Annotated in this window: 25 protein-coding genes; 10 read left to right on the top strand and 15 right to left on the bottom strand. The window is 69.6% G+C overall.

Features of this window, described 5'->3' with window-relative positions; all coding sequences use genetic code 11:
• Window positions 1–180 precede the first annotated feature (180 nt).
• The 5 genes from KGD87_RS26430 to KGD87_RS26410 all read left to right on the top strand — a co-directional run bounded on the left by KGD87_RS26430 (window position 181) and on the right by KGD87_RS26410 (window position 3,387).
• Window positions 181–972, top strand: a complete 792-nt coding sequence (locus tag KGD87_RS26430; protein ID WP_284663512.1) for a ParA family protein — start codon at window positions 181–183, stop codon at window positions 970–972.
• A gap of 25 nt (window positions 973–997) precedes the next feature.
• Entirely contained in the window at window positions 998–1,888 is an 891-nt protein-coding gene (locus KGD87_RS26425; protein ID WP_163782932.1) for a ParB/RepB/Spo0J family partition protein, read from the top strand.
• A gap of 3 nt (window positions 1,889–1,891) precedes the next feature.
• The gene (gene bacM, locus KGD87_RS26420; RefSeq protein ID WP_176418233.1) at window positions 1,892–2,344 is read left to right on the top strand and encodes a bactofilin BacM; all 453 of its coding nucleotides are present in this window, start codon (window positions 1,892–1,894) and stop codon (window positions 2,342–2,344) included.
• 2 nt (window positions 2,345–2,346) lie between these two features.
• The gene (locus KGD87_RS26415) at window positions 2,347–2,892 is read left to right on the top strand and encodes a hypothetical protein (protein WP_284663507.1); all 546 of its coding nucleotides are present in this window, start codon (window positions 2,347–2,349) and stop codon (window positions 2,890–2,892) included.
• Between the two features lie 300 nt (window positions 2,893–3,192).
• The gene (locus KGD87_RS26410) at window positions 3,193–3,387 is read left to right on the top strand and encodes a hypothetical protein (protein ID WP_163782929.1); all 195 of its coding nucleotides are present in this window, start codon (window positions 3,193–3,195) and stop codon (window positions 3,385–3,387) included.
• Between the two features lie 66 nt (window positions 3,388–3,453).
• Here the strand turns inward: KGD87_RS26410 and egtD are convergent, their stop codons facing one another.
• The 3 genes from egtD to KGD87_RS26395 form a co-directional block, all read right to left on the bottom strand.
• Complete coding sequence (gene egtD / locus KGD87_RS26405; protein ID WP_284663504.1) at window positions 3,454–4,479, bottom strand: L-histidine N(alpha)-methyltransferase; 1,026 nt, start codon at window positions 4,477–4,479, stop codon at window positions 3,454–3,456.
• 9 nt (window positions 4,480–4,488) lie between these two features.
• Window positions 4,489–5,832, bottom strand: a complete 1,344-nt coding sequence (gene egtB, locus KGD87_RS26400) for an ergothioneine biosynthesis protein EgtB (protein ID WP_284663503.1) — start codon at window positions 5,830–5,832, stop codon at window positions 4,489–4,491.
• A 207-nt stretch (window positions 5,833–6,039) separates the two neighbouring features.
• A complete protein-coding gene (locus KGD87_RS26395) occupies window positions 6,040–6,240 on the bottom strand; it encodes a hypothetical protein (protein WP_284663502.1) in 201 nt (66 codons plus the stop codon).
• Window positions 6,241–6,712: 472 nt separating this feature from the next.
• Here KGD87_RS26395 and KGD87_RS26390 point away from each other — a divergent pair, with 472 nt between their 5' ends.
• Window positions 6,713–7,234, top strand: coding sequence for a hypothetical protein (locus KGD87_RS26390; protein WP_284663501.1), 522 nt, complete (start codon window positions 6,713–6,715; stop codon window positions 7,232–7,234).
• Between the two features lie 98 nt (window positions 7,235–7,332).
• On the top strand, window positions 7,333–7,713 hold the full coding sequence (locus tag KGD87_RS26385; RefSeq protein ID WP_284663500.1) for a helix-turn-helix domain-containing protein: 381 nt from the start codon (window positions 7,333–7,335) through the stop codon (window positions 7,711–7,713).
• Window position 7,714: 1 nt separating this feature from the next.
• On the opposite strand, the gene KGD87_RS26380 is transcribed toward KGD87_RS26385, so the two are convergent.
• Both KGD87_RS26380 and KGD87_RS26375 read right to left on the bottom strand, forming a co-directional pair.
• Window positions 7,715–10,573 carry an Ig-like domain-containing protein gene (locus tag KGD87_RS26380; protein ID WP_284663498.1) on the bottom strand — a complete coding sequence of 953 codons (2,859 nt, stop codon included), beginning with the start codon at window positions 10,571–10,573 and terminating at the stop codon, window positions 7,715–7,717.
• A 465-nt stretch (window positions 10,574–11,038) separates the two neighbouring features.
• Window positions 11,039–12,004 carry an ornithine cyclodeaminase family protein gene (locus KGD87_RS26375; protein WP_284663497.1) on the bottom strand — a complete coding sequence of 322 codons (966 nt, stop codon included), beginning with the start codon at window positions 12,002–12,004 and terminating at the stop codon, window positions 11,039–11,041.
• 55 nt (window positions 12,005–12,059) lie between these two features.
• Here KGD87_RS26375 and KGD87_RS26370 point away from each other — a divergent pair, with 55 nt between their 5' ends.
• Window positions 12,060–13,013 carry a DUF1152 domain-containing protein gene (locus KGD87_RS26370; protein ID WP_284663495.1) on the top strand — a complete coding sequence of 318 codons (954 nt, stop codon included), beginning with the start codon at window positions 12,060–12,062 and terminating at the stop codon, window positions 13,011–13,013.
• Between the two features lie 20 nt (window positions 13,014–13,033).
• Here KGD87_RS26370 and KGD87_RS26365 read toward each other — a convergent pair whose 3' ends face one another.
• From KGD87_RS26365 to KGD87_RS26320, 10 genes are all read right to left on the bottom strand, one after another.
• Entirely contained in the window at window positions 13,034–13,456 is a 423-nt protein-coding gene (locus KGD87_RS26365; protein WP_284663493.1) for a DUF4326 domain-containing protein, read from the bottom strand.
• A gap of 19 nt (window positions 13,457–13,475) precedes the next feature.
• Entirely contained in the window at window positions 13,476–13,754 is a 279-nt protein-coding gene (locus KGD87_RS26360) for a hypothetical protein (RefSeq protein WP_284663491.1), read from the bottom strand.
• 102 nt (window positions 13,755–13,856) lie between these two features.
• Window positions 13,857–14,552: a class I SAM-dependent methyltransferase gene (locus tag KGD87_RS26355; protein WP_502888046.1), complete on the bottom strand. Its 696-nt coding sequence runs from the start codon at window positions 14,550–14,552 to the stop codon at window positions 13,857–13,859.
• Window positions 14,553–14,656: 104 nt separating this feature from the next.
• On the bottom strand, window positions 14,657–15,739 hold the full coding sequence (locus tag KGD87_RS26350) for a hypothetical protein (RefSeq protein WP_284663488.1): 1,083 nt from the start codon (window positions 15,737–15,739) through the stop codon (window positions 14,657–14,659).
• A gap of 5 nt (window positions 15,740–15,744) precedes the next feature.
• A complete protein-coding gene (locus tag KGD87_RS26345) occupies window positions 15,745–17,982 on the bottom strand; it encodes a hypothetical protein (RefSeq protein WP_284663487.1) in 2,238 nt (745 codons plus the stop codon).
• A 26-nt stretch (window positions 17,983–18,008) separates the two neighbouring features.
• Entirely contained in the window at window positions 18,009–18,602 is a 594-nt protein-coding gene (locus tag KGD87_RS26340; protein ID WP_284663486.1) for a hypothetical protein, read from the bottom strand.
• Entirely contained in the window at window positions 18,586–19,269 is a 684-nt protein-coding gene (locus tag KGD87_RS26335) for a hypothetical protein (RefSeq protein WP_284663485.1), read from the bottom strand. The genes KGD87_RS26340 and KGD87_RS26335 overlap by 17 nt, the downstream gene beginning before the upstream one ends.
• 93 nt (window positions 19,270–19,362) lie before the next feature.
• On the bottom strand, window positions 19,363–20,208 hold the full coding sequence (locus KGD87_RS26330) for a DUF1963 domain-containing protein (protein WP_284663484.1): 846 nt from the start codon (window positions 20,206–20,208) through the stop codon (window positions 19,363–19,365).
• Window positions 20,209–20,386: 178 nt separating this feature from the next.
• Window positions 20,387–20,896 carry a Uma2 family endonuclease gene (locus tag KGD87_RS26325; RefSeq protein WP_284668694.1) on the bottom strand — a complete coding sequence of 170 codons (510 nt, stop codon included), beginning with the start codon at window positions 20,894–20,896 and terminating at the stop codon, window positions 20,387–20,389.
• Complete coding sequence (locus tag KGD87_RS26320; protein ID WP_284663482.1) at window positions 20,781–21,146, bottom strand: WecB/TagA/CpsF family glycosyltransferase; 366 nt, start codon at window positions 21,144–21,146, stop codon at window positions 20,781–20,783. Before KGD87_RS26320 ends, KGD87_RS26325 begins: the two co-directional genes overlap by 116 nt.
• 133 nt (window positions 21,147–21,279) lie before the next feature.
• Here KGD87_RS26320 and KGD87_RS26315 point away from each other — a divergent pair, with 133 nt between their 5' ends.
• Both KGD87_RS26315 and KGD87_RS26310 read left to right on the top strand, forming a co-directional pair.
• Window positions 21,280–22,620: an AHH domain-containing protein gene (locus KGD87_RS26315; protein ID WP_284663480.1), complete on the top strand. Its 1,341-nt coding sequence runs from the start codon at window positions 21,280–21,282 to the stop codon at window positions 22,618–22,620.
• 12 nt (window positions 22,621–22,632) lie between these two features.
• Entirely contained in the window at window positions 22,633–23,199 is a 567-nt protein-coding gene (locus KGD87_RS26310) for an imm11 family protein (RefSeq protein WP_284663479.1), read from the top strand.
• Window positions 23,200–23,346: the final 147 nt, after the last annotated feature.

Genomic DNA, 23,346 nt, shown 5'->3' with positions numbered 1-23,346 from the left:
CCGGGGACCCGCCGCCGGCCTCGGGCCGCGTAACCCCGTGAAGAGAGCAGGGGAGCAAGGCTCGCCGTGAATTTGATCCGGTACCAAACCGCGTGCTAGCAGCGTGGATCAGCGCGCAACCGTGCACTGCATCACGCACGGGCCCTGGCCAGCGGCCGGGGAGAGAGAGGATGGGCCACCGTGGGTCGTATCATCTGCATCTCCAACCAGAAGGGCGGCGTCGGGAAGACCACCACCGCCATCAACCTCGCCGCGAGCCTGGCCTCCGCGGAGCGCCGCACGCTGCTGGTGGACATGGACCCGCAGGGCAACGCCGGCAGTGGCCTGGGCATCAAGCAGGACAACATCCACGGCACCATCTACGAAGCGCTGCTCAATGACCGGCCCATCACGGAGCTGCTCCACCCCACGGAGCTGCGCTACCTCCAGGTGGTCCCCGCCACGCCGGACCTCACCGGCGCCGAGGTCGAGCTCGTCAATCTGGAGAACCGCGAGTTCCGCCTCCGTGACGCGCTCCGCCCGCTGGCCCCCGAGTACGACTACATCATCATCGACTGTCCGCCGTCGCTCGGCCTGCTGACGCTCAACGCGCTGGCCGCCGCGGACTCCGTCCTCATCCCGCTCCAGTGCGAGTACTACGCGCTGGAGGGCCTCTCCCAGCTCACGCACACCATCGACCTGGTGAAGCAGGGCCTCAACCCGGACCTGAAGATGGAGGGCATCCTCCTCACCATGTTCGACTCGCGGGCCAACATCGCCCACCAGGTCGTCGAGGAGGTGCGCGGGTACTTCAAGAAGCAGGTGTTCGAGGTCATCGTGCCGCGCAACGTGCGCCTGTCCGAGTGCCCCTCGTTCGGCAAGCCCATCATCCTGTACGACATCAAGTCGAAGGGCTGTGAGAGCTACCTCGCGCTGGGCCGCGAGCTGATGAAGCGGGACACCCCCAAGAGCCCTCGCAGGCGCGTGGCTTGAGCCGCGCCCTGGCTGGAGTCACGACGTGGTGAAAGCAGACATGCAGAAGCGGGCCCTGGGGCGCGGGCTGTCCGCCCTCATCCCCCAGGCGGGCGCCACCGGGTCCGGCAAGGGCGAGCAGGCCCCGAAGGCCGGCGTCCTCAAGCTCCCCATCGAGTCCATCCACCGCGACAAGGACCAGCCGCGCCGCTACTTCGACGAGGAGAAGCTCAAGGAGCTCACCGAGTCCATCAAGGCGCAGGGGGTGCTCCAGCCCATCCTCGTCCGCAAGGCCAGTGACGGCTACCGCATCATCGCGGGCGAGCGCCGCTGGCGCGCGTCCCAGGCCGCCGGCCTCAAGGAAGTGCCCGCCATCGTCCGGGACGTGACGGAGGTCCAGGCCTTCGAGCTGGCGCTGGTGGAGAACCTCCAGCGCTCGGACCTCAACCCCATTGAAGAAGCGGAGGGCTACAAGCGCCTGGTGGAGGAGTTCAAGCTCACGCAGGAGCAGGTCAGCGTGCGCGTGGGCAAGGAGCGCTCCACGGTGGCCAACGCCCTGCGCCTGCTGGCGCTGCCCGCGGACGTCAAGGGCATGGTGGCGGACGGCTCGCTCAGCATGGGCCACGCGCGCGCGCTGCTGGGCGTGCCCCGGCTGCCGGAGCTGCAGAACCTGGCCCGGCAAGTCGCGGAGAAGAAGCTCTCCGTGCGTGACACGGAGCGGCTGGTCCAGCAGAGTCGCCCCAGCGGGAAGAAGGACGCGGGCAAGGCGGCACCGAAGCAGAGCCCGCAGGTGAAGGCACTGGTGGAGGAGCTTCAGCGGCGACTGGGTACCAAGGTCCGGCTCACCGAACGAAGCCCCGGAAAGGGCACCATCGAGGTGGACTTCTTCTCGTACGATGACCTCGACCGGCTCTTGAAGCTTCTCAGGAAGGAGTAGGACGTGGCGCTCCTTGGCGGGAAAAAAGACGAAGCATCCAGCAAGCCTCTGTTCAGGCGGGAGGAGGAATCCGTGTCGCAGCGTTCTGGTGAGGTCCACACGCTCCTGGGCAAGGGGAGCGAGTTCGAAGGGAAGCTGACCTTCGAAGGGCAGGTCCGTATCGACGGCAAGTTCCAGGGGCAGATCATCACCAAGGACGTGCTCGTCATTGGGGATGGCGCCAAGGTCCAGGCCGAAATCCAGGCTGGCACCGTCATCATCAACGGCCAGGTCGAAGGCAACGTGAAGGCGACGCAAATCATCGAGCTCAAGACGCCCGGCCGCGTGAAGGGCAACCTGGAGACGCCGTCGCTGTCCATGGACCGCGGCGTCATCTTCGAGGGCTCGCTGAAGATGGAGAACCTGGGCACCACTGGCGCCCGGCCGCCTCCGCCTCCGGGTGGCGAGAAGAAGTAGGCGTGCGTTCCTGGAAGCACATGGCGCCAGCGTCACTGCTGGCGCTCTCCCTCCTGGGCGGCTGCAAGGGTTGTGGCCAGGAGGATGCTGCTTCCGGCACCGGAGAGGATGACGGCCGTTCGTCCTCCATCCGCTCCGGTGTGAAGGTGCCGCTGCCGGACGGCTGGTCCGCGCTGGTGGCGCCGGATGAGAGCTTCCAGGCGGGGCCGCCCGGCCGGCCCGTGCTGCGAGTGGACCTGCGGCGCGGTGAAGGCGAGCAGCTGCCCACCGTGGAGACCCTGGTCGGCCGCGTCCGCGAGGAGCTGAGGGACTTCGAGCTCTCGCTGGACCAGGAAGAAGAGACGGAGCGCTACTCGCTGCTGCGCATCACCCTGGCGCCCCGGCTGGCGGATGGGGGCGTGGGCCAGGAGGCCCCCGGCTTCTTCGGCGCGCGGCGCGTGGGCAACGACTTGTTCCTCTGTGCCAGCCTGCCGGGCGCGTCCGCCGAGGACGTGCTGCGGGCCACCGAGGCCTGCCGCGAAATCCAGGTCCAGGGCGCGCTGCCGTAGCGAGCCGCACCACGCGTCCCAGGCCCTCGCACGTCGAGGCAGGTGGGAGTGTCACCTCCTGACGGAGTCGAGGCAGGCGGGCAGGCGTGCGTTACCACCTCGTGAACATCTGGCGCGGCTCGGGTGTCCCAAGGTTATGCATTTTCAGGGTGCACTTCCGTGCACACCGCGCCGGCATTGACGCCCGGGGACTTTCCCTGGTCGTCACGAATCTTTAACCTGACCCTCCCGGACTGCGTTGGGTGCTCGTCTCGGACCCATCCAGGACCTCCACGCAGTGCCCTCGCAAGGAGTCCCCGCATGTCGTTCTCCGGAATGCTCCCCCTCCAGCTCGCCACCGTGGACATCGCACCTGTCGGAGAGCAGCTGATCGCCGTGGGCGGCCTCGTGGTCGCCGGGCTGGGGGCGCTCTGGGCCGCCTGGACGCGGCCGGCGCCGGTGCCGGTGCCCATTCCCGTGCGCGGCGGCTCGTCGCGCCGCAACCCGCGCCGCTGAAGCACCGTGAAGGGCGCGAAGGCGGGTGAGTCCCCGCCTTTGCGCCCCTGAAAGCAGCACCCCTCCTCAGCGCTTGAAGGCGAGGGAGAGGGCGAAGTCGCCCGCGGCGTCCGTCCACCACTCGGCCAGCGTGAGTCCCGCGGCGGAGAGCTCGGAGGCCACCTGCTGCTGGTGGAACTTGCAGCTCACCTCCGTGCGCAGCACCTCCCCTTCGGCGAAGTCCACCTGCTTGCGCAGCGTGGACAGCCGCACCGTCTGCGCGCGCCGGGACACCAGGCGCATCTCAATCCAGGCGTTCTTCTCATCGAAGGGCGCGAAGTGATCGAAGGCCTCCGGGTCGAAGTCTCCGCCCAGCTCGCGGTTGAGCACCTTGAGCACGTTGCGGTTGAACTCGGCCGTCACGCCCGCGCTGTCGTTGTAGGCGGCGTACAGCCGCTCGCGGTCCTTGATGAGGTCGGTGCCCAGCAGCAGCCCGTCTCCCGGCTGCAGCCCGGCGGAGAGCTGGCGCAGGAAGAGCGCGCGCTGCGCCGGCTTCAGGTTGCCGATGGTGCCGCCCAGGAAGGCCACCAGCCGCCGGCCGCCGCCGGGAATCTGGCCCAGGTGCCGCTCGAAGTCCCCCACCACCGCGTGCACGGTGATGCCCGGGTACTCGCGCGCCAGGCCCGCCGCCGCGCGCCGCAGGAAGGCCTCGCTCACGTCGAAGGGGACGAAGCGCGCCAGTTGGCCCGCCGCCTCCAGCGCGTCCAGCAAGAGGCGCGTCTTCTCGCTGGTGCCGCTGCCCAGCTCGATGAGCGTGTCCGCGCCGCTCAAGCGGGCGACGTCCCCGGCGTGGGCCAACAGGATTTCCCGCTCGCGCCGCGTCGGGTAGTACTCCGGCAGCCGGGTGATGTCGTCGAATAGCTGGCTGCCGCGCTCGTCGTAGAGCCACTTGGGAGACAGCTCCTTGGGCGCGCCGCACAACCCCTGGAGCGCCTCTTCCCGCAGGGCGCGCTTTGCGTCGCCCGGCTTCACGTAGACGTCCACCTGGACTCCTGGCGTGTGCTGCGCCTCTTCACCCGGAGTCGCCACCGTCGGTACCGTTGTTACCCGCATCGCCTCACCTCACCTCACGTTCCGTGCACAGCGGAAGCCGGCGAAAATCTGCCGGCGGTTGGGGAAGTCCCAGTTGCGAAAGCCGTTGCGCACCGCGACCGGTGCGCTGGCCCACGCGCCTCCCCGGAGAACCTTGTAGGACTCGCCGAAGAACACCTCGGAGTACTCGGGGTAGGGGAAGGCGCTGAAGCCCGCGTACGGGCGGAAGTCGCTCGCGGTCCATTCCCACACGTCACCCAGCAGCCCCCAGACGCCGTCCTGGCTGACGCCCTGCGGGTAGCTGCCCACCGGCGCCGGGCCCCAGGTGCTCCCGTCCAGGTTGGCGTGAGCGCGGGTGGGCGGCGCGTCGCCCCAGGGGTATTCGCGGGGGCGGCCGTCACTGCCGCGCGCGGCCTTCTCCCACTCGGCCTCGGTGGGCAGCCGCTTGCCGGCCCAGCGCGCGTAGGCGTCCGCCTCGTACCAGCACACGTGCTGCACCGGCTCGTCCTTGGGCAGCGGCTCCACCTGGCCGAAGCGCCGCCGCAGCCACGCGTGGCCGCCCTGGGGAAGCCAGAAGCCCGGGTGCTTCAGCCCCTCCGCCTGGACGACCTCCCAGCCCTGGGGGTGCCACCAGCGCGCGTCCTCGTAGCCACCCGCCTCCACGAAGACGAGGTAGTCGCCGTTGGTGACGGGGTGCGCGTCCATCAGGAACGGGGCGACGTGCTGGGAGAACGCAGGCCGCTCGTTGTCGTAGGCCCACGGCGACGTGCTGCCCAGCCGCACCTCGCCGCCCGGGATGAAGACCGCTGCCTGCGGCACGGCGCCGGGCCGGGGCCGCGGGCGCGCCGAGGGCACGGGGTACTCCGGCGACGTCATGAGCTGCAGCGTGGCGGCCAGCGTCTCCGCGTGCTGCTGCTCGTGCTGCGCCACCATGCCGAAGACGTAGCCGCCCGCCAGCAGCGGCGCGGCGCTGTCCTGGGGCAGCCGGCGCAGGTGCTCGCGCACCGCCTCACGCACGCGCCGCGCATAGGCGAAGGCGGCCTCGGGCGGCAGCAGCGGCAGCTCGGCGCGCGTGGCGCGCGGGTGCCGGAAGGCGTCATAGATGGCGTCGAACGCCGGGTCGGTGATGGCCGGCGCCCCCAGCGCCCGCAGCAGCCACTGCTCCTCGTAGTTGGCCACATGCGCCACGTCCCAGATGAGCGGCGACATGAGGGGCGAATGCTGACGGCGCAGCTCGTCCGCGGGCAGCCCGCCGAGCATCGCCAGCACGCGCGCGCGCGCCGTCTCCAGCTCGGTCCAGGCACGGGACTTCCAGGGTGGATGGGGCCCGCCTTCCTCTCGCGGGCGACGCCGTTCCTCGGCCATATGGAACATCACCCGTCCAAGGTAGGGAGGCGCCCGGCGTGGAGGTAAGCCCCCGCCCCACCGGCGCCCGAGCGGCTCGTAAAGGACCGCACGTTGCCCGTGCGCCCCCCACGCCTTGTCTCTACGCCGGGGGTAGCGCCTCGTCCCGCGACCAAACGTGAAATCCGAAGTGAAGGTTGAAGCTCAAACACTATACCCATCCGCGCGCGAAGCCACTCAGGGCGCGCTGGAGACGCGGGCCAGTCCGAGCAGGGTGAGCGTGCGTGAGCGTTCATCCCACGCGTACTCCAGCTCCAGCCCGTGCTGGGGCAGGACATGCCGCGCCACCAGGCCGTCGGCGGACTCGGGGGGGCGCAGGGTCGGGTCTCCCAGCCGCTCCAGCACCTGCTGCAGTGCGTGGAACGTCTCCGCCGTCATGCGGCCCACCTCGCGCCACGCTTGTGGCGCGTAATGCACGCGGTGAGGGCCCTGTCTCTGGCGGAGCTGCGGCATGTCCCGGTGACCTTCGTCCTTTCCGGGAGCGTTCGTATGCCAACGGCGTGCCCACACCCCGGCGCTTGGATTTTCAACAAGCTGGGCAGGTGCCAGGCGACCCGTGCTGCAGGAGTTACAGGCGGGCGACCGCGGAGGCGGAAGAAAAGACAGGCTCGAAATCCCGGGAGTCACGGGGCAACTGCCTCCCGGGGCCGCCTGGCCAGGACCCATCCAGGGGTGCGTGACGCGAATGCCCCGGCGGTGAGGCGCGCCTTGGAAATGCGAGGCCGGCCCGGTGGCCGGCCGGGGAGACGGCGCCGTGGGCCCCTGGCGCGTCCTGGCTGCCCGCCGCAAGCGGGCATGCCCAGGTTGAGCGCAGGGCCGCGCATGCGGTAGCCCCTGGCAAGGAGGAAGGATGGCTCGGCGGAGGTACACGCCCTGGTCCGCCACCAACGGCCTGCTCTTTGGCATGGCCGCGGGCGTGGTGCTGGCGTTGGCGGAGGTGGTGCTGGCGGTGGCGTCGGGGGACCCTCCGATGCGGCCGGTGCGCATGTCCGCGGGGGTGCTCCTGGGGCCGCGGGCCTTCACGGCCGCAATCTCCGACAGCACGGCCCTGCTGCTGGGCGTGGGCGTCCACCTGGTGATTTCCGCGGGCGTGGGGCTCTTCTACTCCGTGCTGGATGCGTTCCTGCCGCCGGACGGGCGCAGCCGCTGGGAGTTCCAGGCCGCGGTGGGGATGCTCTACGGCATCTTCGTGTGGCTGGTGAACTTCCAGTTCATCGGGCGGGGCTCCTATCCCTGGTTCCTGGACGTGCCGCAGTTCCCCCAGATTGTGATGCATGCCTTCTTCCTGGGACTGCCGCTGGCGTCGCTGTTCACCGCCGCGGAGCGTCGCCGGCTGCTGCTGGATGCGGCGGAGAGCACCCCCGCCGGCTGAGGCGCGCGAGCGCTTTGAAAAAACGCGGAAGGTATGGTGAAAGTACCCGACCTTGAGGGTTAGCTGGGTCGGCCCTCCTTCCGTGGACTGACACACGTATGGACACAGAGCTGGCGAGCATGCTGGGGGCCGCGTCGAGAGCCGCCCGGGTGCGGATGGGGCTGACGCAGGCGGATGTCGCCGACCGCATCGGCATGGCGTCGGAGGTGTACGGGCGGCTGGAGCGCGGCCACATGCTGCCCAGCGTCCAGAACCTGCGCCGGCTGTGCGTGGTGCTGAACGTGCCGCCCCACGAGCTGCTGGGCCTGGGTGAGGGCTTCACCGCCCCGCCGCCGGTGAAGGAGAAGGTCGCGGCGAAGCACCGCGAGGACGACACGCCGGAGATGCGGCGGCTGATGCGCAGCCTGCGCAAGCTGACGTCGGTGCAGTTGAAGCTGATGAACCTGGTCGCGTCGGCGATGCACCACAAGAAGAAGTAGGCTACGGCGGGTTGCGGGTGGCGAAGGGGAACGTCTGGATGGCGAAGTTCCCCGCCGGGTCATCCATCCACACCTCCACGGTGTGCTCGCCGTCCACCAGCTCGCGCGTGTCCAGCTCCGCCGTCCAGGTGCCGTCCGGCTGGAGCGTGGCGGCCCGGATGCCGGAGCCATCCCGCGTGAAGGCCACCCACCGCACGCCGCTCACCGCGTCCGTCACCCGCGCGGTGAGGTGAACCACCCCGCTGTACGTCTGCCCCGGCACTGGCAGCAGCAGCGTGGCCTGGGGCGCGGCGTCGTCGTAGCGCACCGTGCGCGACAGCGTGGCGCGCATGCCCGTCTCGCTCGTCACGTCGATGGTGAAGGCGTTGTCCCCGGGCACCAGGTCCAGCGTCGCCTGCACGCCGCCGCCGCCCCGGGGCAGCGTGTACGTGCGCCCCGTGGACAGCGTCACCGTGGTGGCGGACGCGGAGTACACGCCAATGTCATAGGGCAGCGCGTCCCCCGGCTGCGGCCCGACGAGCCACCCGTCCGGCAGGCCCGTGGACACCCACGGCGCCTCCGCGTCCACCCACACCGTCAGCATCCGCTCCGTGACGTGGCCCACCGAGTCCGTGGCCCGCACCAGGATGAGGTTCTCCCCCGGCCACAGGTCCACCCGGTGCGTCACGTCTCCGCCGCCCGCGGGCACGTCCGTCACCTGCACCCAGTTGGTCTCCACGCGCACCGGGGACCAGTCACGCACCACCATCCGCACGTCCACGCTGTAGGCCGCCATGGCCTCGCCATTGGCCGGTGAGAGGAAGGTGAGCTCCGGCGCGGTGTTGTCCACCATGACGACGGCCTCCTCGCTGGCGATGCCGCCGAACGAGTCCGTGGCCACCAGCCGGATGACGTTGGGCCCGTCCACCAGCGGCAGCATCGTGTCCACGTAGCCGCCGCTGGGGTCGGGGGCCACCGGGTGGCTGACGCCCTGGATGACGAAGGTGGCCGAGTCGATTTCCGCGCCCGCCGCCAGCGGGGTGACGAAGCCGCACACCTCCAGCGTCAGCGCGTCCGTGAAGCCCGGCAGGCCGCACAGCGTCACCGACGGCGCGGGGAAGGGGGAGGGGTGCACCTCCACGGAGAATGACGCGGCGCTGCCCAGCCGGTTCTCCCGCGCGGGCGAAAGCGTCACGCCGGAGTACACCGCGCGCAGGTCCTGAACGCCCAGCTCGCTCCAGGTGGAGGCGCGAGGCCGCCACACGAAAGCGTAGACGCCGTCCCCGTCCGCGTCGTTGTCCGCGCCCACCGTGACGCCCGCCACGGAGAACGTCACCACGCCCATGCCGGGGCCTTGTGCCTCCCAGCCGCGGTCATCCACCACGCGCGCGGACAGGGTGTTGTCCAGCGCCACCGTGAGCTGTCCGTCCTCGGGCGACAGCAGCGTGGTGGTGGTGGGCACGCCGTCGGTGGGCGGCGGCGGGTTGGTGTAGGTGGTGACGCGCACCGAGCCCTTCACCCCGTCCGCCTCCTGGGAGGCCGCCACCACCATGACGTCCGAGCTGAGCGACGGCGCCAGCCCCTCCGGCGCGGTGATGGTGAGGGTGAGGGTGGCCTCGGTGTCGGGCGCCAGCTCCAGCGTGGCGCGGCTCAGCGTCGCCGTCCAACCGCTGAGCCCGCCCTGGGTGCTCAGCCGGTAGCTGTCCGTCTGGTAGCCGTGGTTGCGCACCGTGACGGGGTAGGTGACGGACTGCGCGCGCGGCAGGTCATGCTCGAAGGGCCGGCGCGTCTCGCCGCTCACGGTGACGCCCACGCTGTAGTCGCCGAAGCACGCCAGCCCCAGCGAGGCGAAGGTGGTGGGGATGTCCGGGTAGCGCGTGTCCGCGCCCCAGCTCCCGTTCACCGCCTGCCGCGCCTTGAGCCACTCCAGCGCCTCCGACATGCGGCCGTCCGCGCCAGGCTTCCGGCCCGCCAGGCACAGCGCGTACAGGGAGATGCCGGTGGCGAACTCGTCCGGTACATCGCCCTCCAGCGAACCCCAGCCCGGCGCGCCTCCGCCCGCGCGCGTGGACAGCAGCCGCGTGGCCATGCGCTCCAGGGCCTGGGTGTTCACCGCGTTGGCGCCGGGGCCGGCGGCCTTGAGGCCCACCATGGCCCACGCCACCTGGTGCGTGTAGCGCTGGCCGTCGGTGTCCGGGCCGTCCGTCCAGTCATTCATGTGCGCGCGCACGTAGTCCGCCGCCCGGTCCAGCGCGGCCTGGTACCGCGAGGCCCTGGCCGGGTCCACGCGCTGCCGGGCCTGGGCAAGGGCCGTCATCATCCGCGCGGTGACGCCGACGTGGCCGTAGCCCACCGGGTAGAAGGGGAAGTCCTCGCGCCAGCGGCCGGTGGCCTCCTGCCGCGTCAGCGCCCAGTCCGCGGCCAGCACCAGCGCGTCCGAGTACCGCGTGCCCAGGTGCGCGTCGTAGCCCGCCAGTCCGAAGGCGGAGTAGCTCGTCTTCGCGTTGGGATAGAAGATGCCCTCGTGGAACCACGAGCCGTCCGCGCGCTGCTCGGAGACGAGCCGCCCGGCGATGAACTCCAGGTTCTCCCGGTTGGTGCGCCCGTTGTACGTGAGCGCGTCCAGGTCGTAGCCGGTGGTGCGCGCGTTCGCGAGGCCGAACATCGCCGCGCCGTGGCGGTGGCACGACGTGCAGCCGAAGCGCACCGACCAGTTCGCCGCGTCCGCGCTGAGGTAGTTGATGGCGCGCTGCGCGGACTCCGCGTTGGTGGCCGCCCGTGCGGGCCCGGCGAAGAGCAGCCCCGTCAGCGTGACGAGGAAGAACGTGACGCGCGCGAGCGTCGCGCGCGGCAAGACAAAAGAAGCGGCGTGTGAGGGCATGGGGGCTCGCGTGAAGAATACCTCGCTGGGCATTCATGCAAGCAAAGCGCCCGAGGAAGTGAGCGCATGCCTGTCATGGAGACATGACAGCCCTCACCTTCGCGTGAGGGTCGCGCATCACCCCGAGGCCACTTCACCCCGAGGCATTCAAGACACATGCGCAATCCCTGCTCATCGCGCTGACGCGCCGCGTGTGCGACTCCCGCGCGATTGACAGGACACGCCAGACCTTCGCTGGATGCCGCGTTGGCGGTGAATCACACGCATTCACGCGACAGGCATTGCGTGGCGTCATCGCGGTGCTGTGTCTCCCGGGACGGGCGTCTCCGACGGTGGGCGTGGCGAAGGCCCGCCTTCGAACGGGGGCCACGCGCGGTACCTGGACTGGCGCACCCTGCGCGCGCCGGTCCTCGCCGCATCCGCCTGTCTTCCACGCCGCGTTATTCGGAGGAGCCGTCCCGGACGTCAGCTCCCGATGATGTCGAAGGCCTGGCCGAGTCCGCGGGCGAGCGCGGCGTCGTAGAGGGCGCGGGCCAGGGCCACGTCCTGGAGGGCGAGCCCGGTGGAGTCGAAGACGGTGATTTCGGTGTCGCGGGTGCGGCCGGGCTTCTTGCCGGCGACGACCTCGCCCAGGGTGCCGGCGATTTGCTCGGGGCGGAGGAGGCCATCATGGAGCGGCACGTTGACCTCGCCGGAGTGGAGGGCCTGCTCGGAGTCGTCGATGAAGACGCGGCCCTCGGTGAGCAGGCGCGCATCCAACTCCTGCTTGCCGGGGGCGTCCGCGCCCATGGCGTTGATGTGGGCGCCGGGCTGGAACCACTCGCGCTTCACCACGGGGGCGCGGGCGGGGGTGGCGGTGCAGACGATGTCGGCGCCGCAGGCCTCCTGGGTGCTGACGATGCGGCCACCCTTCTCGGCCTGGAGCGCCTTGGCGGCGGCCTCGGAGGTGTCGGCGAGCAGCAGCTCCAGGCCGTCGCCGAAGAGGGCGCGGTGCGAGTCGATGAGCACGCGGGCCTGCACGCCGCAGCCGACGAGGCCCAGGGTGCGCGGCTGCGGCTTCGCGAGGAACTTGGAGGCCACGCCGCCAGCGGCGCCGGTGCGCCAGGCGGTGAGCAGGGTGCCGTCGAGGATGGCCAGCGGGGAGGCGGTGTCCGGGTCGCTGAGGATGTAGAGGGCGCGGACGGTGGGCAGGCCGTGCTTCTCCGGGTTGCGCGGATGGGCGTTGACCCACTTCACGCCCGCGGCGCCGTCGAGGAACGCGGGCATGGCGCGGAAGTCGCCGTCGTAGGAGGGCAGGGACAGGTACACCTTGGGCGGCATCAGCGACTCGCCGAGGCCGTGGGCACGGAAGGCCCGCTCGACGGCGGTGAGGCCGAGCTCGACGGTGTACAGCCTGCGGAGGTCCTTCGCGCTGAGGATGAGGGTGGGCATGGCCGCGCTATATAGCGCTGGAGGCGTCGTGGCTGACATTGGAAGGAATCAGGGAATGGACCTGTCTACTTCACCGCTGTTCGAAAGGCTCGCACGGGCGCGGCATGTGCTCATCGCGGGCGCGGGCGGTGGCTTCGACGTGTTCAGCGGGCTGCCGCTGTTCTTCCGCCTGCGCGAGCTGGGCAAGCAGGTGTCCCTGGCCAACCTGAGCTTCACGCGGCTGGAAGCCGTAGAGGGAACCTGGCTGGCGCCGGGCCTCATGGAGGTCGAGGCCCATACAAAGGGGCCGGTTCATTACTTCCCGGAGGGGCTCCTGGCGCGCTGGTTCCAAGGCCGGGGTGAGCGCGTCCCGGTGTACTGCTTCGAGCGAACGGGCGTGGCCCCACTGCGTGCAGCGTATGCGTTGCTTTGGGAACGGCTCGGCTTCGATGCCGTGGTGCTGGTGGACGGAGGTACCGACATCCTCATGCGCGGGGATGAGGTGGGGCTGGGCACGCCCGAGGAGGACATCAGCAGCCTGTCCGCCGTCGACGCGCTGCCACTGGAGGACAAACTGGTGGTGTGCCTGGGCTTCGGCGTCGACCGGCACCATGGCGTCTGCCATGCGCACTTCCTGGAGTCCGTGGCCGCGCTCAGCCAGCAAGGGGCCTACCTGGGGGTCACCGCGTTGTTGGAGCCCATGTCCGAGGTCGCCCTGTATCGCGACGCAGTGACGTACGTGTGCGAGCGCATGCCACGCGCGCCCAGCATCGTGTCCTTGTCCGTGGTGAGCGCCGTGGAAGGGGCATACGGAGACGTCCACCGCACGGTCCGGACCGAGGGCAGTCAGCTGTGGATCAACCCGCTGATGAGCATGTATTGGGCCTTCGACCTGGCGGCAGTCGCACGGCGATGCCTCTATCTGGACGCGCTCCGCGACACGCAGACGGCGTGGGAAGTGGCGGACCGCATCGAGACCTTCCGAACCCAGTGCCAGACCATCCGACCGTGGAAGGACGTCCCCGTGTGAGCGTCGCAGGGTGGGCCGCGTCAGTGGTGCGCGTCCACCCACTCCGCCAGGATGTCCGCGTGGCAGGGACCGGGCTTGCACCAGCAGCCCAGGCGTCTGCCACGCAGCGTCAGCACGGCGGCGCGGTAGTCCGCGTCATGCCGGGTGCGCAGTTCCAAGTACCAGCGGAACGCGTCGAAGGCGTCCTCGTCCGGCCCCATGCGACGCAGGGCCTCCTCACGGATGCGCTCCTGCTCCGCCTCCGGAAGCATCCCCAGCCACGGCGCGAAGTAGGTGCGCAGCATGGCGCCTGGAGTGCGCACGCCCCCGGGCTTGAAGGGGTTGCCGAAGCGGCCGGGCACCGGGTTGAGCGGGCTCGGCTTCGCATAGGCGCGGAAGGCCCGGCCCACGTACACGTCGCAGCCGTCGTGGACATGGACCGCCGTGGTGCGCGTCACGGTCATCGGCGTGGCCTCCCGAGCGCTACTTCTTGCGCTTCTTGCCCGCGGCGGGCGCGACGACGGGCTCCGGGGGCTTCTCCGCGGCGGCCTTCAGTGTGTCGCGCTCCTCCACCACCTTCGCCACTTGCTCCTCCAGCTCGCTGACGCGCTCCTTCAGCGTCGCGTTCTCGGCGCGCAGTGTGTCCGCGTCCTTGCGCAGCGTGTTCGCCTCCACTCGCGCCCGCGTCAGCTCGCGCGACGACGTGCAACCCACGGCGAGGGGAACCACCGCCAGCGACACCACCGTCATCCATGCCTTCATGTGACTCAGCTCCTGGACGCCCGGACCCAGGGCCTTGAGCCCCGTCGGACCGGCGTCGTGGCGCGGAGCGTAGACATGGAGCCCGTGTCACAGGAAGCCGCGTCAATTGGTTGCATCTCCAATGACGTTGTCGCTGAGCTCTTGAATCCAGACGTGCTCCGGTCCCCAGGTGAAGAGGAGCCGGTGCTTGGAGATGACGGTGAAGCCCGGGGCCTCCACCGGCCGCGTCACGGTGAGGATGCGCGTGCCGGGGCGGCAGGTGCGGAAGCGCTCCACCAGCCGGGCGCGTGTCTGGGGCGTCAGCGCCGTCCAGTTGGTGAAGACGTGCGTGGCGTCCTGGAGGTCCGCCTGCGTCGCATCGCCAAGCACGAGCTGCGCCCCAGCCTTCTCCACGGGCTTCCGGGCCAGGTCGACGTGGTGCTGCATCAGCTCCACGCCGCGAGCCTCCGCGCCCAGCCAACGCGCGGCCAGCAGCGTGCGGCCCCGCCCCGCGCCCAGGTCCACCAGCCGCGAGCCACGGCCCAGCCCCGCCTTCCAGAAGAGCCACACGCCCGTGTGCACCGGCATCTCGCCGTACATCAGCTCCTTGAAAACCTGCCCGCTCGCCTGGAGGACGCGCGTCGTTTCGAAGGAGCGCTTCAACCGGTAGGGCGAGACGCGCACCTCGCGCAGCCACAGGCCCAGGTAGGGAGGGAGGAGCCGGGGGTGGCGCAGCAGCACCAGGACGTCACCGAGCCGGGTGAACAGCTCGATGAACACGATGCTGATGCGCAGGACGACCAGCGCCGGCAGGGACATGCCGTAGTCGTCGTCCTGCTCGGGCGGAGGAGAGGGGGGCGCCGTCACGGTTCCTCGGAGCTCGTGAGGATAGCACCCCGAGGAACCGCGCCCGTTGCTTCGCGTCAGCGCAGCCGCGGCAGCGTGGTGCCGGTGCCTTGTTTTCGGTGGCCCCCCAGCTCCAGCATGTCCCGCGTCACCACGGCCATCCGCGTGGGGCCGCTCATGGCCTCCCCACAGAAGGCGTAGACGAAGTTCGTCTGGGCCTTGCCGGTGAAGGCGGGGTGCTGGAAGAGGTCGTACTCGAAGTGCCCCGTCACCAGGGAACCCTCCTCCAAGGGAGCGTCCTGGAAGCAGGGGACGCGGAGGGACATCACCTCGGCCTCACCGGTGCGGCTGCCAATCACCACCAGGGAGACGGGGACGATGGCCACCGGGCGGGGCTCGCCGTAGCCGTCGTCGTCACCCTGCTCCGGCCTGTGCGGAACCCGCTCGTGAGCCAGCACGGGCACCTGGAAGGTGCCGCGGATCCACGCGGGCCGACCGGGCTCGTACAGGAACACGCGCTCACCGTGCACGGCGATGCCTGGGGCCTCCGGCGGGGGAGGACTGCCGGGCCGGGCCTGGAACGGGCGTTCGTCTTCACCGGGCGCGTACCGCACGGGCTCGGGCGGAGGTGGCTGTTGCCTCAGTGCCTCCAGGAAGCGGGCGACTTCTTCGTCCTGGTAGCCGGCCGTGGGGCGGGTGACGTGGACCTGTACTCGGTTGGACGTGCGGTCCAGCATCAGCGCCGTCAGCAGGTAGTGCCCGGGCTGTTGCAGCGAATCCAGCCGGAGCGCGTCCGTCTGCTCGACGATGGCCAGGGCGCCAGGGCCCGGGGGCTCGGAGGGCGGCGGGTCCTGGTCGAACAGCCCCGGCTGCTCCGGTGGGGCGAACAACGGGGTGAGGTCGAGCGTCCGGTCTTCCAGCCGCACGGCCACGAGGTGGCCGGCGCTCCAGGGGTCGTAGACGCGCAGCTCCTGCTGTGTAGCCGCGTACAGCGCCAGCAGGGGGATGCGCTCGCTCCGCGCGAGGTCGGCCTCCGCTGGCGCGTCCAGGAACAGCCCATACCGTCCCTCGGGGAGGAACTTGCGCAGCACCCGCGAGCTGAACTTGAACGGGTCCGTCCAGTAGTCCTGGCCCTCGATTTCGAAGATGCCCGGTGCCATGTCCGCTAGGCCTTCCAGTTCGTCGTGATGTCGAGCGCGTCGCTGGCCCGGATGTAGCGCGTGCACTCCGGGCAATAGTTGAACTGCACCGTCTTCATCTGGTCCCCCTGGCCGAAGAGGACGCAGTTGGTGTCGAGCTGGAAGTCGATGGAGGCAAAGCTCCTGGCGCTCAGGTCCTTCCCGCCGGTCTTCAAGCCATGCGCGCAGTGCGCGCCCTTGTGGCCGCGGCCCGCGTAGAAGAAGCCCGCGGGGATGAAGGCGTCGAACGGGATGCCTGGAATCTGGTGCCTGGGGATGCGGCCGCGCTTGTCGGTCGCTTCACCTTTGTTCTCGATGTACGCGTGGCCCAGGTTGTGGCCCATCTCATGGCACAGCGTGCGCGCGACGCCTTCCGCGGAGCCCAGGCCCATGCACGGCGTCATCCGAATCTTCCCCTGGAGGGCGTTGGCGTTCGCGCCCATTTGGAAGTGACGGAGCCCCACGGTGACCACGATTCGGTGCTCGTAGCCGTTCCATTGCAGGTACTGCCCGGGGTCGGTGGGGTCCGTGTTGGGCAGCTTGACCTTGAACTTCTGTGCGGAGACGAAGTCGACCCACTTCGAGGCCTCCGCCTCGCTCGTGGGAAGCACCTCCGTGGGCGCCTCCCAGGAGTCCCAGAGGGAGTTGAGGAGGCCTTGTCCTGGCTCGGGCTCCCTCCAGATGTCCGTCTTGTCCAACCAATCGGTGTCGCCCTGTTGGCGGAAGCCGGTGATGCGCCAGTAGACCTTCTCCACCCCCCACAGGTCCGCGGCGCTCTTGCACACGGGGTTGCGCAGGGAGGTGAGCTGCCCTTTGGCCGTCGAGTGCGCCACCGGGGTGTCGTTGGCCTCGAACACGGCCACGTACTCACCGGGTGTCGCGTCGGCCACGTTCGCGTCATCGTCGGACAGCGTCTTGGGCAGCATGTCCGTCCAGACGAGCATGAGCCTCCGAGGGTCCGGCGCCGGATTGTGGAGGGCGCGGTCCCTGAGCGCATCGAGGTCCGCGGGGGACAGGAACGTGCAGTTCTTGTCCGGGGTGAGCCTGGGGTGGACGTACGCGCCCGGCATGATGAAGGTGTCCTCGCCGCCTCGGGCCGACAGCAGGGCATTGATGTCGGCGGCCGTGTAGACGGCGCGGAAGGCATCCGGGAACTTCAGCTCGATGAACAGCGGGTCGAGGATGCGCTTGAGGGCGGCCTCGAAGTCGGGATGCGGCCCGGGGGCCACGTCGTCGTTGTTGACGATTTTGTCCCAGCCCTGCCGCAGGCTGCTGTGGGGGACGACGAACTCGGACTCCAGCCGCCGCCAGTTGCACACCCAGAGCTCGTCGTCGCCCGTGCCGTCATCGAAGCCGACCTGGATGTGACAGCTGTCGCCGCCGGCGTAGCCGAGCTGGACATGGAACACGCAGCTGCCGCCATTCGCGGGCAGGGCGAGCTGGGCCTTGTAGACGAGGTCCGCCGTCCCCGGCGCCGCGCCCGGGTCCGTGCTGGTCTGCTCCGCGCCGTTGAGGATGAGCGCCGGACGCGGCGTGGTCCGCTTGCTGTTGGTGGCCTTGAAGGTGACGCACACGCTGAGCTTCTGGTCCTTCAGGCCGAGCGCCCGGTCATGCGGGGCCACCTCCACCTTCATGATGTTCCCGGCGTCCGTGCCGTCGACGAGGGGGAGGTTCACGTACTGCTTGAAGGGGGCGTCCTCGGCCTTCCCGTCACCGTGCGAGATGATTTTCGCCGTCCACGGGAGCTGGGAGACCTTGAGCGTGTAGCGCGCGGCCTCTTCCGTGGAGGCGAGCTTCTCCTCGAGCTTCCAGGGCGAGACGGCGTCGAGGCTGTAGGCCATCTGCTTGAGCGGGCCGGTCCAACTGCCGCCGGTCACCGTGGGCTTCTCAATCTCCCCCCCTTGCTCCAGGGAGAAGGTGAAGCCCTCCGCCGAACCCTTGGCGCCCTCCTTCATCTGGACGTCGAGCTTCAGGTTCCTGGGCCAGACGCGGAAGGTGTCCTTGCCAGAGAGGAGGTCCTCCTGGTCCGGCAGCTTGTACTTCCACGAGATGACGTAGTTCTCCTTCCCGGCGGGGACCTTGCCGCAGGTGTGCTGGTGGCGCTTGGCGGTCGCCTTCTCTTCCTTGCCGTTGCCATCCGTGTTGAGGAGGGTGAACTCGACGTCTTCCTCGGTCTCGACGCCGGCCAGGTCGAGCGGGTCGCCCTCATAGACCTCGTATTGCACGTGGAACTCCTTGTCGGGAGATGGGCTCAGTCACGCTTGGACTGAGGGGAAAGGGCGGCCCTGGCGGAGCCCGAGGGCTTCGAAGCGGAGGTGGCCTTGGCGGTGCTCGGAGGCCGTGAGGTGACGGAGGCCTTGGCGGAGGTGGGGGGGGGCGTTGCGCCTGGGGCCTGGGGCTCCCCCGAGCGGGACGTCACCTGGGCCTTGGCATGGAGCGGAGGCCGGCGCTTCACGGTGGCGACGGCCTTGGGAATCACGCACCGGACGGGGACGATGAGGCTCTTGGTTTCGCTCTCTCCCAGGGAGAAGGGCTCGGGAGGCGCATCGATGCGGTAGTTCCTGGCGTGCGCGCCCGTGAGGGTGAGCCGCAGCGAATAGGCACCGCCTTGCAGCGGACGGAAGGTGACGGCGCCCGAGTCCACGGCGGTGGCGCCCTGCTGTCCCGTGGGGCCGGTGAGCTGGACGGACGTGTCGCCGATGAGCTGGCCGTTCTCCGGGCACCACACCTGGACGATGACGGTGGCCGCGGTGGCGGGGCAGCGCATGACGGGGGCGCCCGCATCCGGGGGAGCGTTGGCGACGTCCTGGGTCGCGCGGTCGGTCCAGTCAGCGGTGGGTGGCATGGGGGACCTCGCTGTCTTGCTGCTTCAGCATGCGGAGAATCATCCCGGCCTTCTCCTCGGAGGGAATCGACGCCGAGCGCAGGAGGGCGCCGCTCCAGGCCATGGCGGGGGTGTCCTCGAAGCCAGGGCCCTTCGCCACGACGAGGTCGGTGAGCAGGGTGATGCTCTTCGCGTCCTGGATGCCGTGGCGCTGGGCGGTGGCGAGCCCCGCTTCGACGAGCGCGAGCGCGGCGGCGGGGCTGAGGGCGCGCATCCGCTCGGGGAAGACGCGGCGCAGGTGCGCGAGCAGCCGCTCCTGGACGCTGGGCTTCGCGGGATTTTCGAAGGCCTGCATCTGGGCGGCGCGGATGGTCAGCGCGCCCTTCCACGGGCCCTTGGCGACGCCGTGGCCGGGGGCGGAGCGGCGGCAGGTGGTGGCCCAGGACGCTGCGTCGTAGCCGGGCGTGGTTGAGTCCGCGAGCACCTGGCCGAGCGCGAACAGCACGGCCTGCGGCGTCTCTCCCAGTCCCTGCCGGTGCGCGGTGGAGAGGCCCTCTTGAAGTCTCCGGAGGGCCTCGGCTTCGCCCAGGGCGCGGTACTCCCAGGCGTAGTGTTGCTTCAGCGAGGCCAGCGCGTGCCGCAGCAGCGGTAAAGGCACTGCTCCCGCCACGCGGTTCCAGGAGGACATGGAGGTCAGGTATCGCACGTTCGGCGGGGTCGGCGTGAGGACCTGGCTGGCAGGTCGAGCTCGCCTGACGTGCGGGCGTGCCTCCAGATTCACTCAGGCATTCGCCCAGGCGACGACGGCGCGCTCCAGCCGGTTCTCGGCGAGGTCCTCGGGGTGGATGAGCACGTAGGGCCAGTTCGTTCCCCACTGGAACCCGGAGGCGTTGTCGAAGTCGATGCGCAAGAGCTGTGCGTACGCCTGCGGGGCGCTGTCTCGCCCGGGAGGCGGTACGAAGGAGTAGGGCGCATCGAGCCCCGCGCCGCGGTGCCCGGACAGGCGGTGGGTGCCCGGACTCCGCTCATCCTCCAGGTAGCCTGAAGGCGCCCAGGCGTTCCAGGTGTCACGGAGTTGCGCATCGCCCGAGGACAGTGGCGCTTCCCACGCGTCACCTCCCGGGAGTGACCAGCCAGCGGAGAACCGCATCCGCGTCTCCCAGCGTCCGACGCAGGGAGGCGGTGAGACAGGGAGGGCGCGCGCTTCGGTGGGCTCGGGATACCAGCGCACACGGAACGAGTTGGCGGAGCAGTCCGGGGCACGAAGGTCGCGGTCGAGCGCGAAGAGACCCCGCCGAGGCAACACGGCAGGAGCCTCACTCAGTTGGGTGAAGTTGAGCTGCCCGAGGAAGTGGAAGCCCTCCCACGTCAAGCCCGCCTCTTCGACGTAGGGGATGCCGCCGAACTTGCTGTCGAGCGTGGGGAGCACGGGCTGCGCGGCCCTGTGGCCCATCAGCCTGTGGAGGAGGGAGGGCCGGAGGGGCGAGCGAGAGACGCGCTCCGAGCGGATGTACAGGCACGGGGAAGGTGCCATTTCGAGGAACCGCTCGATGTCGGACTCGAGTTCCGGTGAGTGCGAGCGGAGCCTCCGCCGGAGGTCCTCGGGGAGTTCGAGCGGAGGTTTCATGACATCGAGCCTACTGAGCCTGCCACCCACGGTACCGAGCGGAGTGAGGGAGAGGCCCATGACGCGGGGACCTCCGGCCGGTGTCGCGTCAATGTACGTGACGGGGCCACGCCGCCCCGTTGTCGAGGCTCACCTTTCGCGAAGTCGAGGCACAGTCCCTCCGTCCTGAGAGAACAGCCTACGTGTCCTCTCCGCGCCGGGACGGAGGCCACAGCGCACCGAGCTTCAGCTCGAAGTCCTCGAACGGCGCGGCCCGGATGAAGTCCTCGTCACCATGGACGCCCAGCTCGACCCAGCGGTCATTCATGAGCTCGCTCACGGTGAGCGTGCGCGCATCCAGGTCGATGAACCAGAGATGGCGGATGCCGATGCGCGCGTAGAAGGGGCGCTTGATGCGCTGGTCGTACGCACGCGTGCTGGGGGAGAGAATCTCGCAGGCCCAGTCCGGAGCGAGCGTCCACCGCCTGGCGGGGAACTCGGGGACGCGCTCGCGACGCCACCCGGCCAGGTCCGGAACGAACTCCGGCGAGCCCTCTACCTGGGCTCCAGGCTCAGCCAGCAGCCACCAGCCATCATGCCCTCCGCGTCCCCGTTGAAAGGGCCCGTCCAGCTCGGCGATGAGCCTGCTCTCCAAATAGGAGTGCCCTGCCATCGGACGCGGATGCGCATAGAGCGTCCCATCGATGATCTCCCCCACGACCCCCTCCTGAAGCGCGTCGATGTCGGCGAGGGTGGCAGGATGGTCCAGCTTTCGAGCGCCGTAGCCCATGCCGACAGTGTGGGGATAACACCGGACGCTGACAAGCAGCCGCCACCGGTGCTTGCTTCTTCGTCGGAGGACGCTTCATCAGCGGGAGGATGAGGTCCGAGCCGGCGATGCGTTCGGGCAGCGGCACGTCCATGGCGCGCGAGGCCCAGACGATGGGCCTCCCATCCACCACCGACTCCTCGAGGGCGAGTTGGCTAATGCGCAGGCGCGCCCCAGCCGGTTCTCGGCGAGGTCCTCGTGTCACGCCTGGGAGCTAGGTTTGACGGGGCGCCTCGCACGGACTCGAGGCCACGGGGGTGCCTATGCGGCTGATTTGGATGCTCTTGCTGCTGCTCATCGGGCCGGCGTGCGCGACGGTGCGTGTGGTTCGGCTGGACACGGGAACCGCGGCGCCCACCGTACACACACCGCGCGGCGTGGAAGGCGCCAGTTCCGTGGAGCTCGACGACGAAGCGTTCGAGGCCACCGTGGTGTCGTTAGCCCGGGAGGTGGAGCCTTCGCTGCATCCCCTGCGCGATGCGCGGCGGCGCTTCGGTGTACCGGACAGGAGTGGCGTCTACGCATACGAACGCCGAAGCCAGCGGCTGATTCCCATGGAGGAGCGCGCGGACGGCCCCCGCTTGTTGATGGCTTACGCGGACGAAGAACTGACGCGCGACTACGGCCGATGGTGCGCGCGGAAGCGGCAGCCAGGGGACTGTCTTCGACTGTTGGATGAAGGCCCGCTGCTGGCCAGCGATGGGAAGTACACGCTGGCGATGGCCATCGCCATGGACTCGGTGTGGGAAGAGACGGCCGAGGCGCTGGAGGACATGGCCGACCCGCAGGCACTGCTGGCGACGGTGAGTGCCTCCGTCAGCATGTACCTGCTCCTCTGGTCGCTGCCCGAGCCCGTGAGCAAGGGCGCGGCCGCCACCCTGACCGCCATCGCCATTGCCTACCTGGGCGTGGACACGGTGTGGCGCTTGCTGGATGGGTGGATTGCCCTGGTGCGCCAGGTGGACCGGGCCACGTCTTTCGAGCAGGTCAGCGAGGCGGGAGAGGCCTACGGCGAGGTGCTCGGAGAGAATTCCGCGCGCATCTTCGTCATGCTGGCCACGGCGGCCATCGGGAACACGGCGGGGCTGGCGGCGAAAGCGCCCAGGCTGCCGGGCTCCTCACAGGCGGCGCTGAACGTCGAGGTGCAGGCGGGCTACCGGTACGCGGCGCTCGGGAGCGTGGAGTCGGTGGCGATGACGGCTGAGGGCTTCACCGTCGCGCTGGCACCGCATGCCGTGGCCATGACGGCTGGTGGCACGGACGGCACGCGCCGCACGCAGAAGCACCACATCGCCACGAACAAGAACGATGTTTCGAAGGCGCGGGGTGGGCCGTGGACGCCGCGATTCAAGGCCATCTTCAAACGGGCTGGGATGAAGCTGAAGGACCCTGAGAACATTGTTCCCGTGGCAGCGCACCGAGGGCCGCATCCTCGCGAGTACCACGAACAGGTCCTCTTCACGCTCGAAGAGGCCACGAGCACCTGTCGGACCATTGTCCAATGTCGCGAGGCGCTGACCCGGGCGCTGAACCGCCTGGCTCGAGAGGTCACGACACCCGGCACGCGGCTCAACGCACTGGTGACTTCGGGCTCGCGGCGCTAGGAGAGTTCCACCATGGCGAAGCGGTACTTCCAGCTCACGGATGACATGTATCTGCCCAAACGCTGGGAGCTTGGGGCCCTCGTCGGACCCGATGCAGCCGAGATGCAACCGGCGCTGCTCAGGAGCGGAGCCCCTCTCTCAATGACGGGCCGGTTGGAGGTTTCCATTGAGGAACCCGGCCGTCCGCTCGACTTCACCCACGCGCCGTACAGCATTCCCATCGTGCACGTCCGGGTGGCGTCCCTGCTTGCGGAGCGAGTCCCAGACGAGGTCCAACTCCTACCGGTAGACATCCCAGCACAGCCCGACCAGTACCTCGTGCTGAATGCCCTTCGGCTCATCCGGTGCATTGATGACGCCCACTCCTCAGAGGTCCGTTACTGGGAGCCCGAGGACGGCATGCCGGAAAAGGTCGGGACCTACTTCTCCATCTCGGGCTTGCGCATCGACCCCACCCAGGTCGGCGATGCGCGGCTGTTCCGCACCTGGGGATGGACGGGGGCCCTCATCGTCTCCGAGGACCTCAAGGTCGCGCTGGAGCGGTCCGGCGCCACGGGGATGAAGTTCACCCCCGTGTGACGTGCGCGGCTACTCCGGCTTCTTCGTCCCCGTCCGCTCCCAGAACTCGCGCAGCAGAATCGTGGCGAAGCGGGAGTCATTGGGCTCGTGAAGCCTGCGCGTGAAATTTCATCAGCGGGAGTAACGCGCGGATCCGAAATGAACAGA

The organism is Myxococcus sp. SDU36, assembly GCF_030168875.1.
Lineage (GTDB): Bacteria > Myxococcota > Myxococcia > Myxococcales > Myxococcaceae > Myxococcus > Myxococcus vastator.
The sequence above is the reverse complement of the archived record's forward strand: the minus strand, read 5'-3'. Positions and strand labels throughout refer to the sequence as shown.

Coding starts and splice junctions, on each gene's coding strand:
- KGD87_RS26370 (WP_284663495.1), top strand. CDS start 12,060: ATGGACCTGTCTACTTCACCGCTGTTCGAAAGGCTCGCACGGGCGCGG.
- KGD87_RS26355 (WP_502888046.1), bottom strand. CDS start 14,552: ATGTCCCTGCCGGCGCTGGTCGTCCTGCGCATCAGCATCGTGTTCATC.
- KGD87_RS26360 (WP_284663491.1), bottom strand. CDS start 13,754: ATGAAGGCATGGATGACGGTGGTGTCGCTGGCGGTGGTTCCCCTCGCC.
- KGD87_RS26340 (WP_284663486.1), bottom strand. CDS start 18,602: ATGCCACCCACCGCTGACTGGACCGACCGCGCGACCCAGGACGTCGCC.
- egtB (WP_284663503.1), bottom strand. CDS start 5,832: ATGTTCCATATGGCCGAGGAACGGCGTCGCCCGCGAGAGGAAGGCGGG.
- KGD87_RS26310 (WP_284663479.1), top strand. CDS start 22,633: ATGGCGAAGCGGTACTTCCAGCTCACGGATGACATGTATCTGCCCAAA.
- egtD (WP_284663504.1), bottom strand. CDS start 4,479: ATGCGGGTAACAACGGTACCGACGGTGGCGACTCCGGGTGAAGAGGCG.
- KGD87_RS26365 (WP_284663493.1), bottom strand. CDS start 13,456: ATGACCGTGACGCGCACCACGGCGGTCCATGTCCACGACGGCTGCGAC.
- KGD87_RS26395 (WP_284663502.1), bottom strand. CDS start 6,240: ATGACGGCGGAGACGTTCCACGCACTGCAGCAGGTGCTGGAGCGGCTG.
- KGD87_RS26375 (WP_284663497.1), bottom strand. CDS start 12,004: ATGCCCACCCTCATCCTCAGCGCGAAGGACCTCCGCAGGCTGTACACC.
- KGD87_RS26350 (WP_284663488.1), bottom strand. CDS start 15,739: ATGGCACCGGGCATCTTCGAAATCGAGGGCCAGGACTACTGGACGGAC.
- KGD87_RS26410 (WP_163782929.1), top strand. CDS start 3,193: ATGTCGTTCTCCGGAATGCTCCCCCTCCAGCTCGCCACCGTGGACATC.
- KGD87_RS26380 (WP_284663498.1), bottom strand. CDS start 10,573: ATGCCCTCACACGCCGCTTCTTTTGTCTTGCCGCGCGCGACGCTCGCG.
- KGD87_RS26335 (WP_284663485.1), bottom strand. CDS start 19,269: ATGTCCTCCTGGAACCGCGTGGCGGGAGCAGTGCCTTTACCGCTGCTG.
- KGD87_RS26390 (WP_284663501.1), top strand. CDS start 6,713: ATGGCTCGGCGGAGGTACACGCCCTGGTCCGCCACCAACGGCCTGCTC.
- KGD87_RS26330 (WP_284663484.1), bottom strand. CDS start 20,208: ATGAAACCTCCGCTCGAACTCCCCGAGGACCTCCGGCGGAGGCTCCGC.
- KGD87_RS26315 (WP_284663480.1), top strand. CDS start 21,280: ATGCGGCTGATTTGGATGCTCTTGCTGCTGCTCATCGGGCCGGCGTGC.
- KGD87_RS26385 (WP_284663500.1), top strand. CDS start 7,333: ATGGACACAGAGCTGGCGAGCATGCTGGGGGCCGCGTCGAGAGCCGCC.